Source organism: Pseudomonas sp. GM74 (assembly GCF_000282455.1).
GTDB lineage: Bacteria > Pseudomonadota > Gammaproteobacteria > Pseudomonadales > Pseudomonadaceae > Aquipseudomonas.
Window position 1 is genome coordinate 61591 of the sequence record NZ_AKJG01000095.1, and the last position, 15418, is coordinate 77008.

A 15418-nucleotide genomic window follows, 5' to 3' on the forward strand; every position below is an offset into this window, starting at 1 on the left:
GAGGGGCTTTTTATGCAGCACTTTCCAGCATCAGGTCATCTGAATGATGGTCTGCATGATGGTGCTCTGGGTGGAAATGGTCTTGGCGTTCGCCTGGTAGTTGCTCTGCGCCTTGATCAGGTCGACCAGTTCGTTGGTCAGGTTGACGTTGGACTCTTCCAGGGAGTTGGAAACGATCGAACCCAGGGTGCCTGTCTCCGGCGCATCGTAGCCCGGAATACCCGAGGTGTAGGTTTCCTTCCAGCTGGACCCACCCACCGGCTGCAGACCTTGTTCGTTGGTGAAACTGGCCAACGAAATCTGGCCGATTGGCTTGGTCTGGTTGTTGCTGAAGTTGGCCAGCAGTACGCCGCTGCCATCGATGGTCAGGTTGGTGATCTGGCCAGTGGCATAACCGTTCTGCGATGGAATCGAACGCGCGGTGTCGGCGTTGAACTGGGTGGTGTTGCCCATGGCAATGGTCAGGCCCGCCGGATCGGCTGCCGCGCCGTTGGCTGCCCAGACACCATTGGTGACGGTACCCGGCGTCCAGTTGCTGATTTTCAGGTCATTGCTGAAGGTCGATGTTGGCGGGGTCGTCGGCGGCGTCACTGGCGTGCTGACCGAAACCAGTTTGCCGGATGTATCAAACGTCATGGTCGAAGCAATTGGATCGACCGCCCCCGTGCCGGTAGGCGAGGAGCCGTCCGGGTTGCGGCCATCGATCAGAGTGTAGGTATCCCAAGTGTTCGGCCCGGTCTTGACCATGTATTGATCCATGGTGTGCTGGTTACCCTGAGTGTCGAAAATCGGGGTACTGAACTGCTTGGTGAAAGTTGCCTGTTTGGTCGGATCGAATTTGTTGGTGGCGACCGACTGGTCAATCACCACGGCCGTAGAGTTCAGGTTGATCGTCGACGAAACGGTGCTGGTGGATTTCGGCGCCAGATTGGAGGTGTCGATCCGCAGGTCGGTCAACACTCCGTTGAGGATCTTGCCATTGGAGTCCACACCATAACCCTGCAGACGGGCCGTACCGTCGCTGTTCGTCACGTAGCCATCCTTGTCGGTCTTGAACGTACCGGCACGGGTGTAGGTCAGCGAACCGTTGTTGCTCAGGACGAAGAAGCCATTGCCCTGGATACCCATGTCGAGCACGTTGCCGGTGTTATTCACGTCACCCTGGCCGAACTGCTGGGAAATGTTGGCCAGGCGCACGCCGTTGCCGACGGTCTTGCTGCCGGTGCCCAGGCGAGTTGCCGAGTACACATCTTCGAATTCTGCACGGGACGATTTGAAACCGGTGGTCGCGACGTTGGCGATGTTGTTGCCGGTCACGTCCAGTTGTTTGTTGGATGCAAAGAGACCGCTAAGGCCGATATTAAAAGACATAATCCACTCCTTTGTGCCGGGTTAGTCGGCCTTACATGCCAATGGTTTGTACTTTGGACAGAGCGACGGTGCCCAGCCCGGCCAGATTGAGCATCAACTCACCGCCAGTCTGGCTGATGGTCACGCTGTTGACGGTCGCTGGCAGATTGGTGATCAGCGCCACGGACTGCCCATCGATCGTGCTGGTAGCGCCGAAGGTGTAAGTGCCAGCCGCTACCGTTTCACCCGCGTCATTCTTGCCGTCCCAGATGAAACTGGCGTTGCCTGCCTTCTGAGCGCCCAGGTCGATGGTACGTACGGTCTTGCCGTTCGCATCAGTGATCTTCAGGGTGGCGGCGGCCACCGACGATGGCACCACTACCGTACCGCTGAGGCTCTTCGACGTGTCGACCACAGCCTTGTCACCGGGTGCAATGACTGAACGCCCCACCAGCGACGAAGCCTGCAAGGCCTGGGACGAGTTGTAGTTGCTGGCCAGCCCGCTCACGGTGTCGTTGAGCGTGGTGATGCCTTCCAGGCTGCTGAACTGCGCCAACTGGGCCACGAAAGCACCGTTGTCCTGCGGCTCCAGCGGGTTCTGATTTTTCAGCTGGGTCACCAGCAACTGAAGGAATGCATCCTTGCCCAGGGCTTTGTTGCCCGTGGCGCTGTTGGTGGCCGATGCAAGACCATCAGTCGTAGTGGTGGTCTTGATCGAGGAGTTGGCCAGGATGTCCTTGAGGCTCAAACCACTGGTGGAATCGGTAACACTCATCTGAGTCGCCCCTTATCACTGACCGAGGGTCAGGACCTTCTGCATCATGGTTTTGGCGGTGTTCATCATTTCGGCGTTGGTCTGGAACGAGCGGCTCGCGGAAATCATGTCGGCCATTTCCTCCACCACGTTGACGTTCGGGTAGTAGACGTAACCCTTGGCATCGGCTGCCGGATGGTTCGGCTCGTAGCGCGCTTCAAGATTGCTCTGGTCTTCGACCACACCCAGCACCTGCACGCCCTGACCGGCGGCGTCCTGGCTCTGGAATAGCGAATCGCTGCCGCTGCTCTGCCCGCCCTGGAACATGGTGGCGAACACCGGGTGGCGCGCACGGTAGGTCTGGTCGATGCTCGATGAGACGGTCTCGGCGTTGGCGATGTTCGAAGCGACGGTGTTCAAGCGCGTGGTCTGCGCACTCATGCCGCTACCGGCAATGTTGAAAACACTGGATAGAGACATGGCTTACTCTCCACGCAGGGCTGACACCAGCCCTTTGAATTTGCTGTTGAGCAGGGTGAAGCTGGCCTGGAAGCCGATCGCGTTTTCCGCGTAGTTCGACTGTTCCAGCTGGGCATCCACGGTGTTCTGGTCGATCGACGGTTGCATCGGCGTGCGATACAGCAACGACTCATCGCCATTGCCCAGGCCTTCAGCCTCGATATGACGGCTGTTGGTCATGTTCAAGGCGAAAGTGCCGCTTTTGGTTTTCTCGTTCTGCTCGGCGAGCACTTTCGAGAAGTCCAGGTCCCGAGCCTTGTAGTTCGGGGTATCGGCGTTGGCAATGTTGTTGGCCAGGACTTCGGCACGCTGGGCGCGGAAGCCCAGGGCTTGTTCGTGGATACCGAGCGCTTTATCGAAGCTGATGCTCATGTCGGGAAACCTTTGGGTGACCTGATTTTTCGTAGGATCAACTTAGCAAGCCCCATGCCAATTCAAAAAAGCCCGGAAACCGGGGCTTTGCCGGCCATGGCAACGCGGCAATGCCAGAAAAGCGGCAACGGTTTTCCGCCGGATGCCGCTTTTCTGCCGCCTGGCACCGTTCGCACTGACGACACTGGAACTTGTGGGAGCGGGCTTGCTCCGGGCGGCGATCCGACGAAAGCGGTGTGTCAGCAAATCAGATGTCGGCTGACACGACGTCTTCGCGGGCAAGCCCGCTCCCACAGGGAGTAGGTGGTGCCCGTGAGAAATCAACAGACATAAAAAAAAGGGAGCCCCTGAGGACTCCCGTTTTTTGACAACACCAGCAAAATCACTTCGCCTGATAAATGATCCCCGGGCTGCACTGGACCATCTGGTAATGATCCGGCAAGCCGTTCAGCGCTTCGGAGGCACCGAGGAACAGGTAACCGCCCGGCTTCAACGTGCTGTGGATACGCAGCAGGATGTCCTTCTTCACCTCGGCGGAGAAGTAGATCAACACGTTGCGGCAGAACACGATGTCGAATTTGCCGAGGCTCGCGTAGCTGTCCAGCAGGTTGAATGAGCGGAACTCCACACGGCTCTTGATCGGTGCCTTGATCGCCCAGCGCCCCGGTCCTTTCGGGTCGAAATAACGCTGCAGGCGCTCGGGCGACAGACCGCGGCCGATGGCCAGGCTGTCGTACTCGCCGGTCTTGCAGTTGTTCAGCATGGTGCCGGACAGGTCGGTGGCAACAATCTGCACCCCCATCCGCAACTGCCCCATGTTGACCCGCTCGAACTCGTCGATGGACATCGACAGCGAATACGGTTCCTGGCCCGACGAACACGCCGCCGACCAGATGCGCAGGCGCTGGCCGGGACTGGCCTTGATGGCTTCGGGCAGTACCTTGTTCTTCAAGACTTCAAACGGGTAGGTGTCACGAAACCACAGGGTTTCGTTGGTGGTCATGGCATCCACCACCTGCTCGCGCAAACCGCTGCGCGGCTGGGTCTGCATGCGCTGAACCAGTTCCCCCAAAGACTTGATGCCTTGCTGTTCCATCAGTTTGTTGAGACGGCTGGAGACCAGGTACTGCTTGTTTTCACCGAGCAAAATGCCACAGGCTTTTTCCAGGAATACCCGGAACTGTTCGAAATCCAAATTACCCGTAGACAATGATGCCGCCTCTTAAATCGTGTTGACTGCCAGGGGCGCGGGCCCCTAGCTGATATCTGCTGCTTTGATCCGGTCGACTACCCGGGATGCCAGGTCATCAGGACGGAACTTGGCCAGGAAGTCATCGGCACCGACCTTCTTGACCATCGCCTGATTGAATACCCCCGACAACGAAGTATGCAGGATGATATGAAGCTTTTGCATGCGCGGGTCATTGCGGATTTCCGCCGTCAGGGTGTACCCGTCCATCTCCGGCATCTCGATGTCGGAGATCATCATCAGGAACTCTTCTTCCGGTTTCTTGCCCTCGTCGACCAGTTTGCGCAGGTAGTCCAGCGCTTGCCGACCGTCGTTCAACGCCACCACTTCGACGCCGACCGTCTGCAGGCAACGCGTGACCTGCTTGCGCGCCACCGACGAATCGTCGACCGTCAGCACGCGCAACGAAAGCGCCTTGTGCTGGGTTTCGACATCCACCACGCCCACGGAAATCGCTTCCGGCGTCGGTGCCACTTCCGCCAGCACCTTCTCGACGTCGATGATTTCGACCAACTGATTGTCGACCCGCGTCACCGCCGTCAGGTAGTGATCGCGCCCGGTGCCCTTGGGCGGCGGGTGGATCTCCTCCCAGTTCATGTTGACGATGCGTTCCACCGAGCGGACCAGGAAACCCTGGGTCTTGGTGTTGTACTCCGTGATGATCACGAAGGGGTTGTGCTTGTCCTTCAACGCGCCGGAGCCGGTCGCCATCGCCAGATCAAGGATCGGAATGGTCGCCCCCCGGATGTTCGCCACGCCGCACACGACAGGACTGGACTTGGGCATCAGCGTCAGTTTGGGACATTGCAGCACCTCCCGAACCTTGAATACGTTGATCCCGTAAAGCTGCTGGCCGTCGAGACGGAACAACAACAGCTCAAGGCGATTCTGCCCCACCAGTTGCGTGCGCTGGTTTACCGAATCCATTACACCAGCCATGCCCAGACTCCTAAACCAACGCCAAGTGTTGTTGCGACGCGCCTTCATCACTAAACGGCACGGCGCTTGCTTTTTTAATCGTTATGAACACAGAACCGACATTTTTTCGACGCCTGACCACACCCTACCGCAAATGGCTCGGTGTGCTGGCGACCGTTTGCCTGTTCAACACTGGCAGCCCTGCCCTTGCTGACGCGGTTACCTTGCCTGACATGCTTATCGGCGTCACTCAGGGCTTTCTTGAATTCACCGTAGAAGACTATCTGGCTACCAGTCAAACGGAAGGTCGCTACGAGATCCAGGTCAACCCGCTCGATCCGCGCATGCACATGCCCATGTGCGACAAGGAATTGACAGCAACGCTCGAGAGTCCCAAGCCGCTGGGACGGGTCACGGTCAAGGTTCGCTGCGAGGGCGCGTCTCCCTGGACCGTCTTCGTACCCGCTCAAGTCCGCCTGTTTCGCGATGTCGTGACCAGCGCCCGGCCACTGCGTCGCGCCGCCATTGTCGAGCCTTTGGATGTGGTCCTGCGCGAGCGCGATATCAGTCTCATCAGCCAGGGCTACCTGACCTCCCTGGATCAGGCGATCGGGCAGCGACTGACCCGACCAATGGTCGCCGACCAGGTGATTACCCTAGTGAACATCGAACAGGCCGAAGTCATCCGCAAGGGCGATCAGGTGGTGATCACCGCCCGCAGCGGTACCCTCAGCGTGCGCATGCCGGGCGAAGCGCTGTCAAACGGCAGCCTGAGCGAACAGATCCGGGTGAAAAACCTCAACTCCCAGCGGGTCATCAAGGCGCAGGTCATGGCGCCGGGGCAGGTGGAAGTGTCCATGTAAGGTTCTCTGCTCATCAGGATGTGGCGCTTGCCGCGGCGGTTCCCTAGACTGTGCTCCATGCAGGGCAAGCGCTGACGCGCGCGAGGTTCATTGATAAATGAGCCTAAAGTTTTCCAGGGAATGGCCGAAACCATGGCAAGCGTCCAAATTCCCAGAGGTTTTTTATCATGGTCATCGATTTCAGCCGTTTGAACAGCTCCTCGTCCCTGACGGGCAGTACACGTACCAGCGCCAGCAAGGAAAGCGCCGAGGCCGGCAAATCCGCGCCGCTGGAATCCGCGGCCGAACAGGCCGGTACCGTCAAAAGCGGGGAATCGGTACATCTCAGCGATGAGGCTCAACAGTTGCAGAAGGTCACTGACAAGCTGCGTGATCAGCCTGCCGTCGACAACGCCCGCGTGGCCGAGTTGAAAGCAGCGATTGCCGATGGCAGCTATAAAGTCGACAGCAACCGTGTAGCCAGCAAACTGCTCAACTTCGAAGCCCAGCGCTAGGCCACCGCCGGCGCCAGGCTTTTGGACGCTTAAAACCCAAGGCCAGCCATGCACGACACAAATTTACTGCAACTGATCACCGACGACTTTGCTCCAGCGCAACAACTGCTGGAATTACTGCAGACCGAATCCCTCGCCTTGCATGGCCGTGACATGCCATTGCTCGAGAACATCCTGGCGCAGAAACAGGCGTTGGTCGTTTTGCTCGAACAGCATGGCCGCAAGCGCAGTGAAATCCTCGCCAGCCTCAACCTGCCGACCAACCGTGGCGGCCTGGAACAACTGGCCGGCCAGTCGAGCATTGGCGAGCAGTTGCTGGCGCAAAGTGACGTGCTGACCGATCTCCTGGCCCAGTGCCAGGCCATCAACGCCAACAACGGCCAGTCGATCCTCACTCAGCAGGCCGCGACGGCCACCCAGCTGAAAATCCTCACCGGCGGTGAAACCCCGGCGCTTTACGATGCCAGCGGAACATTCTCCAAGCTTGCCAAGCCGCGCCCGCTCAGTCAGGCATGAGCCAGTCAATGCCCCCGCTCTATCAAGAGGCGCAACATACTGGCAAACTGCTAGCCTGCCGTAGTCAAATTTTGTCTGGAGATTGATTAACCGTGTCCAATGCCTTATCCGTGGATGATGCTCCGCAGCCACCCAAGGTGCTCTCCACGCCCTTGGAAATCTCCAGCAACCTGCGCCAGCTGCTCGAAAGCCATGACCCGCTGATTATCACGTTCCACGAGCGCAGCCAGCGCTTCCAGAGCTACCTGGTGGACCTGGACCGTGACAGCAACATGATTGCCCTGGACGAAATGATTCCCCGTGATGGCGAGCGTTACCTGCTGGCGGGGGAGCCGTTCAGGGTCGAAGGCTTCCACGAAGGCGTACGCATTGCCTGGGAAAGCAACGGCCGGTTGAACATCGACGAATCCGGTGGCAGCCGCTGCTACCGCGGCTCCCTGCCCGATGAAGTGGTGTACCACCAGCGCCGCAATGCATTCCGCGCCGCGCTGAAGCTGGCACAACTGGTCAACGTCAACCTCGACGGCGAAAAGCTCAAGGCGTTGATCAGCGGCAAGTTGCTGGACATTTCCGCTACCGGCTGCAAACTGCGCTTCGACGGCGACATCACCGGCAGCCTGCAACTGGGTCAGGTCTACGACCGCTTCAGCGCCGACCTGCCCTTCGGCAAGATGACCGCGCCGGTCGAGTTGCGTTACCTGCACTTCGAAGAAAGGATCTCCACCACCTTCGCCGGCGTTCGCTTCCACAACATGAGCGGGCTGGTGCAGCGTCAGGTCGAACGCTTCGTCTACCAGTTGCAACGCGAAGCACGCCGGTTCGACAAAGACGATCTCTGATAGAGCGCCTCAACAAAAAACGGGCAGTCCCTTGCGGTGACTGCCCGTTTTTTTATGCCCTGGATTTAAGGCCTGGCCTCGCTGAAGTTAGGGTCCCGCCCTGTATCAGGGTCTTGCGGTGGCTGATCGGTTTCAGCCTCGGTGACAGTTTCAGATTCTGACTCAGGCTCTGGCCCGGTACTCACCGGGTTTTGCATCTGATCCTGCACCACCTGCTCATCAACGCGCGGGTCGAGGCAGGCCACCAGCGGTGAACTCGTCATGTTGTCCGGCATGGCCACGTGATGCAGCGGCGCATCTTCCACCTGATGCAGGTTGGTCACCGCTTTCGGGCGAATCCGCCATACCAGCACCAACGCAAAGAAACTGAAAAACGCATAAAGCATCTGGCTGCCGAACAGTTTCATCAGCACGCCGGCCACCAGCGGCCCGATACTCGCGCCAACGCCGTAGGTCACCAGCAACATTGCCGTCAGGGACACCCGGCGATCGCCTTCGACGTGGTCATTGGAGAACGCCACCGCCAACGGATAAAGGCAGAACTGCACCAGCGAACAGATAAAACCGGCGATAAACAGAACCTCCAGCGGCACCTGCGGCATGATCGCCAGCGGCAGTGCAGCCAAGGCCAGGCTGAAAGCGAAACTGCGAATCAACACAGCCCGATCGTAGCGGTCGGACAACCAGCCCAACGGCCACTGCACCAGCAACCCGGCAAAAATGCAGCTACCCATGAACAGACCGACCTGCTCCGTGGATAACCCTTGCTGCGAGGCATACAGCGGCGCCAGACCATAGAACGAACCGACGATCAGGCCGGCCCCAAGCACCGTACTCAATGACTGCGGCACGCGCTTGATAAAGAACCGTGGCTCCATCGGAGCCGGATGCAGTGGCGCCGGGTGGATCCGTCGGGTCAGGGCCACCGGCACCAGACACAAGGCGAAGCACAGGGCGACCAACATCAGCAGCTCCAGCCCCAACGCCGGATGCATGACCAGAATCAGTTGCCCCAATACCAGCCCCAGGTAGGAGGCGATCATGTAACCGCTGAACACCAACCCGCGCTGCCTGGCTTCGGCCTGCTCGTTCAGCCAGCTCTCGATCACCATGTACTGGCACATCATGCCGAGGCCGACGATCACCCGCAGGAACAGCCAGGCCGGCAGCCAATCGACCAGGCCATGGCCCAACACCGCCGCGCCGACGATCCCGGCACAAGCCGAATAGGCCCGGATATGCCCGACCCGGGCAATCAACCGGTGACCGATCTTGCCCCCCAGCACCAGGCCGAAGTAGTTGGCGGCCATCAACGCACCGACCCACAGGCTGTCGACATGGTCGGCCGCCAGGCGCAAGCCCAGGTAAGTACTCAACAGGCCCGAGCCGATCAACATCATCAGCGAGGCGAAATACAGCGCTCGAAAGGATTTCCAGATTTGGCGCATCGGCGTTCCGAGCGGCTCCTTGCAGTGAGAATCGGCTATCGCTAAACGATAGCCGGATGTCGACGGATCGTCAGGCCTGGGCGGCTAAAACACGCCGTTCCCAGGGAGTAATTTCATCATGGAAGCTGGTCAGTTCCAGGGTCTTCGAAGCCATGTAGCCTTCGATGAATTCCGCGCCGAACAGTTCCTTGGCCAACTGGCTACGTTTCAGACGCTCAAGTGCCGCATGCAAGGTACACGGCAACGAAAGATTGTCCGGCACTTCGAACTCACCCTGGATCGGCGCGCTCGGCTCCAATGCCTTCTCGATGCCATGCAACCCCGCCGCCAGGCTTGCGGCAATCGCCAGATACGGGTTGGCATCGGCTCCCGGCAGGCGGTTCTCGACCCGACGGGCCACCGGCAAACTGGCCGGAATGCGCAGGCCCGCCGCCCGGTTATCGTAGGACCAGCAGGCATTATTCGGTGAGGCGTAAGGGTGGCACAAGCGCTGGTAGGAGTTCACGTTCGGCGCAAACAACGCGGTGAAATCGGCCATGCACGTTTGCTGACCGGCAATGAAGTGGCGGAAGGTGGCCGTCTCCTGCCCCGTCTCGTCGCTGAACACGTTACGCCCCGAATCGATCTCGACCACACTCTGGTGGATATGCATCGAACTGCCCGGCGTATGCGCCAACGGCTTGGCCATGCACACCACGCTCAGGCCGTGCTTGAGGGCCACTTCCTTGAGCAAGTGCTTGAACAGGAACGTCTGGTCGGCCAGCAACAGCGGATCACCGTGCAGCAGATTGATCTCGAACTGGCTGACGCCCATTTCGTGCATGAAGGTATCGCGAGGCAGCCCCAGGGCCGCCATGCATTCGTAGACTTCATTGAAGAACGGCCGCAAGCCATTGTTGGAACTGACGCTGAACGCCGATTGACCGTCTTCACGACGACCGTCCAGCCCCAGGGGCGGTTGAAAAGCCAGGGTCGGATCGGTGTTGGGGGCGAAGACAAAAAACTCGAGCTCGGTCGCCACCACGGGTGCCAGGCCGCGGGCCGCGTAACGGGCAATCACGGTCTTGAGCAGACCACGGGTCGACAGGCCGCAACTGGTGGTGGTGCCCAGTTCCTCCGCATCGCAAATAGCGAAGGCCCGCGGTGGATTGCTCCAGGGCAAGCGGTGGATTTGTGCAGGGTCCGGGATCAGCGCCAGGTCGCCATCGTCGCTGCCGTAAAACCGCGCCGGCGGGTATCCGCCCATGATGCATTGCAGCAACACGCCCCGCGCCATCTGCAAACGTCGACCGTCGAGAAAGCCCTCGGCGGTCATCACTTTGCCCCGTGGAACGCCATTCAAATCCGGCGTGACACATTCAACTTGATCAATGCCCGTCAATCGCTGCGCGAGTGAACTCAGGCCAACGCTCGTCATGACGCTATCCTTGTTATTGTGCGGGCCGTGAACGGCGACCGTACAAAATAGGCTCCACGTGTTCGGAATTTCAAGCAGTGTCGATAAATATGCTGCCGGTCAGGGCAGGTAAAGGCGGAACACCCCACCGCCCAACGGACCGCCATTGCTGATTTCGGTACGTCCACTCACGCCGTTGCGCTGATGCAGCGCGGCAATTCGCCCGGCAAAGTACAGGCCCAGCCCGGTGCTGCCAGTGCTTTGATTGATGCCCTGCACGTAATCGGCCTGGCGCTCGATCATCTGCGCCGGATACCCCTCGCCATCGTCATTGATGGTCAACACCAGTTGCCCGGCTTTGTCGCTGACGCTGATCAGAACGGCATGCCGCGCAAAGCGAATGGCGTTGTTGATGCAGTTGGCCAATACCGACGCGATCAACTCACGGTCGAAAAAACCCAGCGGGCTCAGCGGGTCCACTTCAATGGTGGCCATGATGCCGCGACTGGCGAACACCTCCTGATGGCAAGCCAGTTGCGCTTCGATGAAGTCGTCCAGCTCATGGTAGGCCGGTTGCAGCGGCATCTGGTTGACCCCGAGCTTGTACAGCCCTAGCAACTGCACCAGCATGCCGTTGAGGTGGGCGAATTCGAAGTCGATCACGCCCTGCTCCGGAGCCTGCCGCGTCGACTCCGGCAACCGCCCCAGCCACTGGCTGTGGGCCTGCATCAGCATGGCCAGCGAGTTCTTCATGTCGTGCACGGTAGAGGCGATCACCGTGGAGAAATCCAGTGCCTGCTCGTTTTCGTTCATTGGCCAAGCGCCTTGCTTTTCAGCTTCTGGTAACGCGGATAGCGCGCGTCGGTGTCGGGCATCAGGCCGACCATTTTCAGGCAGGTCCGACACTCTTCCAGCTCCGCCGAAGGAACGCTGGTATCGGTACCGTGCAACAACGACTGCGCCATGTTCAGGGCGATACTGATGTTCTTCGGTTGCATCGCCAGGGCTTTGCGGAATACCTGCCGGGCTTCCACCAGGTTGCCGGTCTTGTAGACACGCACGCCCTGACGGTTGAGTTCCGCGGCGGCGTTGCCGGAGTTGAGGATACTCGGGTCGTCGGTCTGCTTGGCGATGTCCTTCATGACCACCGGATCGTCGCCGTAGATTTCCACGCAGTTTTTCAGCATCGCGGTACCGGCCTCGGTCTGCCCGAGCATTTTCAGCTGCTTGGCCACCAGCAAGGCCGCTTCGGCGCTCATGAATTGCTCCATGCCGTCCAGACGCAGCAAGGCTTGCTCGGTGAGCTTGTCCGCCGTCTCGGCGTCGTTGAGCAACAGGCTGGTGGCCTTCATCAGGCGCGCGCGGATTTGCAGGCCCGGATCGGAGGGGTTTTCCTTGGCCACGGCGCTCAATGTGGTGTTGATTTCCAGGCGGGTGCGCGTGTCCAGGCCCCGCTCGCTGCCCTTGCTGATCAAGGCGTGGGCCAGGCCGAGGTTGCTCTCGGCATCCTTGAACCGTGACTGCGCGCCCTGGCTCACTGCCTGGCGATAGGCCTTGGCCGCCGTGTCGAAATCCTCGTTGGTCATCGCCAGCTTACCGAGCAATGCCTGGCGACGCACCGCCAGCGGCGACAGGCGAATCGCCTCTTCCAGGACGCGCTGCGCTCCCTTGGTATCCCCTTCGGCGACCAGTACATCCGCCATGCCGTCATACAGCGACGGCATCATCGGGAAGACTTTCAGGGCTTTTTCATAAATGCCCTTGGCCTGCCCGACCTGACCGCGCTTGAACAGCAACTTGCCCAACCCGGCAAACGCCCATGGCAACGGGCGGTCGGCGATGATGCCGTCATAGAGGCGCTCCAGCGCTTCGTTCTGATTCAGGTCGCGCAAGGCATCGGCGCGATAACGCAAGCACAGCGGCGAATAGCGGATGTCTTGCTTGCACAGGGCGATGCAGGCGTTGAGCACCTCCATCGGCTTGCCGCGATCCAGGGCCTGCAGGATCGGCTTGAGCAAGGTCTTGCGCTGCTCCAGGCGCTCCAGGCGCTGGGCCAGGCTGGAACGGTTGAACGGCTTGGTCAGGTAGGCATCGGGCTCATGCTCCAGCGCACTGAGCACCATAGCCTGGCTGGTTTCGGCGGTGACCATGACGAACACCGCTTCATGGCTGATCAGCTTTTCTTCCATCAGGTCTTCGAGCACCTGCTGGCCATTCTTCTTGCCGTCACCCAGGTGAAAGTCCTGCAGGATGAAGTCGTATTGCTTCTGCGAGCACATTTTCAGCGCCTGCTCGCCGGTATCGGCAGTGTCCACTTCCTTGACGCCCAGTTCACGCAGCATCGACCTGACCGAACTGCGGAAGTCCGAGAAATCATCGACGATCAGAAAACGCTTTTGGTGATACGACAGCATCGAAGATTTCCAGGCAATTTAAGAAGAAGAACCCAAAGGCAAATACACGGACGGACTCAGCTTCGCAGCCCTTGATTTGGCGCGCAGATGATAGCTGGTAGCCCTTAGCCATCAAACACCTTCTCAATGCCAATCAACACATGCATCGACCGCGAGAAGAGGCTCGTAACTGCCCGTGTTATCGGCCAGCCATGGCATTCCCTTGAGAACCATCCCCAACGCCCACTCTGAATAAGTGAAGGCGTTACTGAAAACGAGACCTCGTGCACAAAAAAGTGCTGATACATGAACACCAGCAACTGCCGGTGGCTGGCCATGCAGGTTTCGCCGATAAATTGACTAAATCGAAATCAGCACACCTAAGTGAACGCCATTCGTCGATTAATTGACTACTATAATCTGGATCCGATATTGGCCACTGGCCATCCTTATTGGGCCTAATACCTTGATTTTTTAGGGTTACTCCTCCCCCTTGAGAACATCGGTCAGGCCTGTCCGCACCGGGCCTGGATCGAGGACTGACGGACGGGTGAGCAGGTAGCGCTCCGGGTTGACCTAGAATCAGTTGAGAGGCGGGAGGGAGCACATCATCATGCGTAAACCACTGAAAATTACTCGTATTTATCTGCTCTCTCGGGCTTTGTCTGACCTTTGTAAACCTTCGCCCCGCGTGCCAGTGCTGTCGATGAAAATTGCCTCGGGGGTGGTGGTTGCCAATACCCGGGCGGGCATCATCACGGCCTCCCGGCATTCAAATCCGTCCTTCAATCGTGCCGCCCCAGTGTGCAAGTTGCTGACCCGGGAAGGCCGGCGGGTGGAGGCCATCATTGGTTTATCAAGGGGGTCAGGAAGATCATGACTGACCAGAACGAGTCAATTGGCGTGATGTTGATCGATTGTCGCCCCCTCGTACTCAAGGGCCTTCACGACTTGATCAATGCCAGAAAGCCCCGGATGGAAGTGACAGGACAGGCCAGCACCTATACCCAGGCGCTGGACCTTGCCGATCAGTTGCGGCCCGATGTGATTTTTTTCAGTTTCTTTCCCGATGCGCTGAATCCTCTGGATGTCGTCGCGGGACTCACCCGTAGCGCTGCAATGAAAGTGCTGCTGCTCAAGGGCCTGTACGAAGTCGTCCCCGCTGCCCAGGCGATAGAGGCTGGCGCTCGCGGCATCGTGCTGGCGGAAGACCCGACGGAATCGATTATCCAGGCCATCCTCAAGGTTCACCATAGCGACTTCGCAATGGATAGAGCCTGGGCTGGCGGCCTTTCCGGCTATGCCGTGAGCGGGCACATACCCATCAAATGCAATCTGGAGCGGGCGAAACAGGCGCGGTTGACGCTACGCGAGAGAGAACTGATTCGCGCCATCGTGGGCGAACCGTCCGCCAAGTATGTGAGCATCGCCGGGCGCCTGGGGATCAGCGAGCACACCGTGCACAACCACCTCAGCAACATCTATCAAAAGCTTAATCTCATCAACCGCATCGACTTGCTGATGTATGCACTGAAACACGGGCTCACCAACGAAACACCGACCGAGTCCGCCTGGGTGGAACTGGATTGAGTTTCAAGTCGATACAAAACGGTCTGCTCCTCACTTTTAGAGGGTAGACCGCCACCTTTTCGCCATCCTTGTCGGTAGGCCGGGACAGAGTGTTCCGCAATACTGATGCCGCTCCCGGTAAATCCTGCTACGCCCACCTGCACCTACCCGCCGCGCTCTTCAAGCCTTGTGCTGCTCGCCGGTTCACAGCGCATGCGATCATGGAGATCTCGTGCATCTGAACGGCAAAAAGAATGCGAGGGTGGTTTCCTAGGCCACCCTCGCATCCGTTCACGCGCGCAAAACTTCAGGCACTGCCAAAAAAGATGTCGGTACTCTGTAGATCGACCCCGACCAGGGTGATGGTCGTTGTTTGTCCGCCAGTCTCGGCAACCGTCACGACGCTGTCCGCGCCGGTGTTGTTGATCGATTGGACAACAGCGTTCGGGTCGCCGTTGAGCACCAGCTTGTCTTGCACGCCAGGGCCCGTATCGAAGCCGGTGACCTGGTACAGGTTCTCATTGACTGACAGATCGATGTTGAAGGCATCTCGCTCACCGATCGTGCCCACCAGCGTGAAGTCGAAGGCTGCGTTGGCCGGGTCGTTGGCGAACAGGTTGGCATCAAAACTACTCGTCGCCGAGTCCCCGTCCTTGTCCGTCAGCGTCGCGTTGAATGCCAGCCGGACATCGCTGGCCAGGCTCTCGCTCTGCTGAATGAACTGGATCACCGGAATCT

Annotated in this window: 16 protein-coding genes and 1 pseudogene; 6 read left to right on the plus strand and 11 right to left on the minus strand. The window is 59.1% G+C overall.

Translation table 11 applies throughout. From position 1 onward, the window contains the following. Positions 1-30 precede the first annotated feature (30 nt). From flgE to PMI34_RS09840, 6 genes are all read right to left on the minus strand, one after another. Positions 31-1371 (minus strand): flagellar hook protein FlgE, encoded by a 1341-nt coding sequence (flgE, locus tag PMI34_RS09865; RefSeq protein ID WP_008051520.1) that lies wholly within the window; start codon positions 1369-1371, stop codon positions 31-33. A 31-nt stretch (positions 1372-1402) separates the two neighbouring features. Continuing rightward, a complete protein-coding gene (gene flgD / locus PMI34_RS09860; protein WP_008051521.1) occupies positions 1403-2125 on the minus strand; it encodes a flagellar hook assembly protein FlgD in 723 nt (240 codons plus the stop codon). Between the two features lie 15 nt (positions 2126-2140). After that, positions 2141-2584, minus strand: coding sequence for a flagellar basal body rod protein FlgC (gene flgC, locus PMI34_RS09855; protein ID WP_008051523.1), 444 nt, complete (start codon positions 2582-2584; stop codon positions 2141-2143). A gap of 3 nt (positions 2585-2587) precedes the next feature. Further along, positions 2588-2995, minus strand: coding sequence for a flagellar basal body rod protein FlgB (flgB, locus tag PMI34_RS09850; RefSeq protein WP_008051530.1), 408 nt, complete (start codon positions 2993-2995; stop codon positions 2588-2590). A 382-nt stretch (positions 2996-3377) separates the two neighbouring features. Next, the gene (cheR, locus tag PMI34_RS09845) at positions 3378-4205 is read right to left on the minus strand and encodes a protein-glutamate O-methyltransferase CheR (protein ID WP_007980127.1); all 828 of its coding nucleotides are present in this window, start codon (positions 4203-4205) and stop codon (positions 3378-3380) included. A gap of 45 nt (positions 4206-4250) precedes the next feature. Continuing rightward, complete coding sequence (locus tag PMI34_RS09840; protein ID WP_008051531.1) at positions 4251-5183, minus strand: chemotaxis protein CheV; 933 nt, start codon at positions 5181-5183, stop codon at positions 4251-4253. Positions 5184-5266: 83 nt separating this feature from the next. Here PMI34_RS09840 and flgA point away from each other — a divergent pair, with 83 nt between their 5' ends. The 4 genes from flgA to PMI34_RS09820 all read left to right on the plus strand — a co-directional run bounded on the left by flgA (position 5267) and on the right by PMI34_RS09820 (position 7874). Further along, a complete protein-coding gene (flgA, locus tag PMI34_RS09835; protein WP_008051532.1) occupies positions 5267-6025 on the plus strand; it encodes a flagellar basal body P-ring formation chaperone FlgA in 759 nt (252 codons plus the stop codon). Positions 6026-6192: 167 nt separating this feature from the next. Further along, entirely contained in the window at positions 6193-6519 is a 327-nt protein-coding gene (gene flgM / locus PMI34_RS09830) for a flagellar biosynthesis anti-sigma factor FlgM (RefSeq protein WP_008051534.1), read from the plus strand. A 48-nt stretch (positions 6520-6567) separates the two neighbouring features. Beyond that, a complete protein-coding gene (locus PMI34_RS09825; protein ID WP_008051536.1) occupies positions 6568-7035 on the plus strand; it encodes a flagella synthesis protein FlgN in 468 nt (155 codons plus the stop codon). Positions 7036-7127: 92 nt separating this feature from the next. Next, positions 7128-7874 (plus strand): flagellar brake protein, encoded by a 747-nt coding sequence (locus PMI34_RS09820; RefSeq protein ID WP_008051537.1) that lies wholly within the window; start codon positions 7128-7130, stop codon positions 7872-7874. Between the two features lie 65 nt (positions 7875-7939). Here PMI34_RS09820 and PMI34_RS09815 read toward each other — a convergent pair whose 3' ends face one another. From PMI34_RS09815 to PMI34_RS09800, 4 genes are all read right to left on the minus strand, one after another. Further along, positions 7940-9322 carry an MFS transporter gene (locus tag PMI34_RS09815; RefSeq protein ID WP_008051540.1) on the minus strand — a complete coding sequence of 461 codons (1383 nt, stop codon included), beginning with the start codon at positions 9320-9322 and terminating at the stop codon, positions 7940-7942. A 70-nt stretch (positions 9323-9392) separates the two neighbouring features. After that, positions 9393-10637: a glutamine synthetase family protein gene (locus PMI34_RS09810; protein WP_177318813.1), complete on the minus strand. Its 1245-nt coding sequence runs from the start codon at positions 10635-10637 to the stop codon at positions 9393-9395. Between the two features lie 201 nt (positions 10638-10838). Next, the gene (locus PMI34_RS09805; RefSeq protein ID WP_008051544.1) at positions 10839-11531 is read right to left on the minus strand and encodes a sensor histidine kinase; all 693 of its coding nucleotides are present in this window, start codon (positions 11529-11531) and stop codon (positions 10839-10841) included. Further along, positions 11528-13132, minus strand: coding sequence for a tetratricopeptide repeat-containing response regulator (locus PMI34_RS09800; RefSeq protein WP_008051545.1), 1605 nt, complete (start codon positions 13130-13132; stop codon positions 11528-11530). Before PMI34_RS09800 ends, PMI34_RS09805 begins: the two co-directional genes overlap by 4 nt. Positions 13133-13724: 592 nt before the next feature. Here PMI34_RS09800 and PMI34_RS28310 point away from each other — a divergent pair. Together PMI34_RS28310 and PMI34_RS09795 are read left to right on the plus strand one after the other, a co-directional pair. Next, positions 13725-13991 carry a hypothetical protein gene (locus PMI34_RS28310; RefSeq protein ID WP_081498098.1) on the plus strand — a complete coding sequence of 89 codons (267 nt, stop codon included), beginning with the start codon at positions 13725-13727 and terminating at the stop codon, positions 13989-13991. Beyond that, positions 13988-14701 carry a response regulator transcription factor gene (locus PMI34_RS09795; RefSeq protein ID WP_008051546.1) on the plus strand — a complete coding sequence of 238 codons (714 nt, stop codon included), beginning with the start codon at positions 13988-13990 and terminating at the stop codon, positions 14699-14701. The genes PMI34_RS28310 and PMI34_RS09795 overlap by 4 nt, the downstream gene beginning before the upstream one ends. A gap of 286 nt (positions 14702-14987) precedes the next feature. On the opposite strand, the pseudogene PMI34_RS09790 reads toward PMI34_RS09795, so the two are convergent. After that, positions 14988-15418, minus strand: a pseudogene (locus tag PMI34_RS09790) (DUF5801 repeats-in-toxin domain-containing protein); the annotation flags it as partial.

Excerpts from the sequence above, each read along its gene's own strand:
- flgE (WP_008051520.1), bottom strand. The coding sequence starts at position 1,371 with ATGTCTTTTAATATCGGCCTTAGCGGTCTCTTTGCATCCAACAAACAA.
- flgD (WP_008051521.1), bottom strand. The coding sequence starts at position 2,125 with ATGAGTGTTACCGATTCCACCAGTGGTTTGAGCCTCAAGGACATCCTG.
- flgC (WP_008051523.1), bottom strand. The coding sequence starts at position 2,584 with ATGTCTCTATCCAGTGTTTTCAACATTGCCGGTAGCGGCATGAGTGCG.
- flgB (WP_008051530.1), bottom strand. The coding sequence starts at position 2,995 with ATGAGCATCAGCTTCGATAAAGCGCTCGGTATCCACGAACAAGCCCTG.
- PMI34_RS09840 (WP_008051531.1), bottom strand. The coding sequence starts at position 5,183 with ATGGCTGGTGTAATGGATTCGGTAAACCAGCGCACGCAACTGGTGGGG.
- flgA (WP_008051532.1), top strand. The coding sequence starts at position 5,267 with ATGAACACAGAACCGACATTTTTTCGACGCCTGACCACACCCTACCGC.
- flgM (WP_008051534.1), top strand. The coding sequence starts at position 6,193 with ATGGTCATCGATTTCAGCCGTTTGAACAGCTCCTCGTCCCTGACGGGC.
- PMI34_RS09825 (WP_008051536.1), top strand. The coding sequence starts at position 6,568 with ATGCACGACACAAATTTACTGCAACTGATCACCGACGACTTTGCTCCA.
- PMI34_RS09815 (WP_008051540.1), bottom strand. The coding sequence starts at position 9,322 with ATGCGCCAAATCTGGAAATCCTTTCGAGCGCTGTATTTCGCCTCGCTG.
- PMI34_RS09810 (WP_177318813.1), bottom strand. The coding sequence starts at position 10,637 with ATGACCGCCGAGGGCTTTCTCGACGGTCGACGTTTGCAGATGGCGCGG.
- PMI34_RS09805 (WP_008051544.1), bottom strand. The coding sequence starts at position 11,531 with ATGAACGAAAACGAGCAGGCACTGGATTTCTCCACGGTGATCGCCTCT.
- PMI34_RS09800 (WP_008051545.1), bottom strand. The coding sequence starts at position 13,132 with ATGCTGTCGTATCACCAAAAGCGTTTTCTGATCGTCGATGATTTCTCG.
- PMI34_RS28310 (WP_081498098.1), top strand. The coding sequence starts at position 13,725 with ATGCGTAAACCACTGAAAATTACTCGTATTTATCTGCTCTCTCGGGCT.
- PMI34_RS09795 (WP_008051546.1), top strand. The coding sequence starts at position 13,988 with ATGACTGACCAGAACGAGTCAATTGGCGTGATGTTGATCGATTGTCGC.